Raw genomic sequence first — 1,327 nt, forward strand, 5'->3', positions numbered from 1 at the left:
CCTACAAGGAATAGTAATCAACCAATCCTCATATATTTATTTAATTAATTTTTCCAAACATCATTTACCTCAATAGTTTGTTCTCTATCAGGACCAACTGAAACTGTAGCATATTCAACACCCAATTGATTTTTGATGAAGTCAAGATAATCTCTAGCTTGTTGTGGTAACTCATCCAAACTCTTGGCTTGAGTCATATCTTCTGTCCAGCCTTCAAAGGTCTTATAAACAGGCTTACACTTGGCCAAAACATTTAGGTTAGCTGGGTATTCATCAATAATCTTGCCATTAAGATCATAACCTGTGCAGACCTTAATTTCTTTTAGACCTGTTAAAACGTCTAAGCAGTTAAGTGATAGATGAGTAACACCAGAAACGTTACATGAGTGCTTTAGAACAACTAGGTCTAGCCAACCAACACGACGTGGACGATGAGTAACTGTTCCATATTCATGACCTGCTTCACGCAAGAAATCACCAGTATCATTTAGTTGTTCAGTTGGGAATGGACCCGCACCAACACGTGATGTATAAGCCTTAACTACGCCAATGACATTATCGATCAATGGAGCACCAACACCGGCACCAGTAGTTACGCCACCAGCTGGATTTGAAGAGGTTACATAAGGATAAGTACCATGGTCAATATCAAGCATGATCCCTTGTGCACCTTCAAATAGAACATTTTTACCATTCTTTAATTCTTTATTCAAATATGCAGATGTGTCAATGACACGATTCTTTAGGTCTTGACCAATTTGATAATACTTTTCAAAAATATCATCAAATTTCATTGGTTCAGCACCATAAATCTTTGTAAATAGTTCATTCTTTTGTTTAAGATTTTCAGTCAATAATTCTTTGAACAATTCTTTATCAAGAATATCAGCCATTCTAATACCAACACGTGAAGCTTTGTCAGTATAAGCAGGTCCAATACCACGATTAGTTGTTCCAACTTTAGAATCGCCCTTAGCGGCTTCTTGAAGTTTATCTAATTGAATGTGGTAAGGAAGAATCAACTGTGCGCGGTTAGAAATCTTCAAGTTAGTTGTATCAACACCTTGCTCGTGAAGACGTCCCAATTCTTCTTGAAGTGACTCTAGGTTCAAAACGACACCATTTCCAATAACGCTCGTCTTATCTGAATACAAAATACCTGATGGAACAGATCTTAACTTGTAAACGTGATTATCGATATTTAAAGTGTGACCGGCATTATCTCCACCTTGGTAACGTGCAATAATGTTAGCTTCACCACTGAAATAATCGGTAATCTTACCTTTACCTTCATCGCCCCATTGGGTACCTACTACAACAACTGTTG

At 37.4% G+C, this 1,327-nt stretch carries 1 protein-coding gene; it reads right to left on the reverse strand.

Annotated features, from left to right (window positions below; all coding sequences use genetic code 11):
* Positions 1-44 precede the first annotated feature (44 nt).
* Positions 45-1,327, reverse strand: a 1,283-nt coding sequence (locus FHL06_RS13250) for an adenylosuccinate synthase (protein ID WP_153387086.1), incomplete at its 5' end; no start/stop codon positions are given.

This window comes from Companilactobacillus halodurans, assembly GCF_009600985.1.
GTDB lineage: Bacteria > Bacillota > Bacilli > Lactobacillales > Lactobacillaceae > Companilactobacillus > Companilactobacillus halodurans.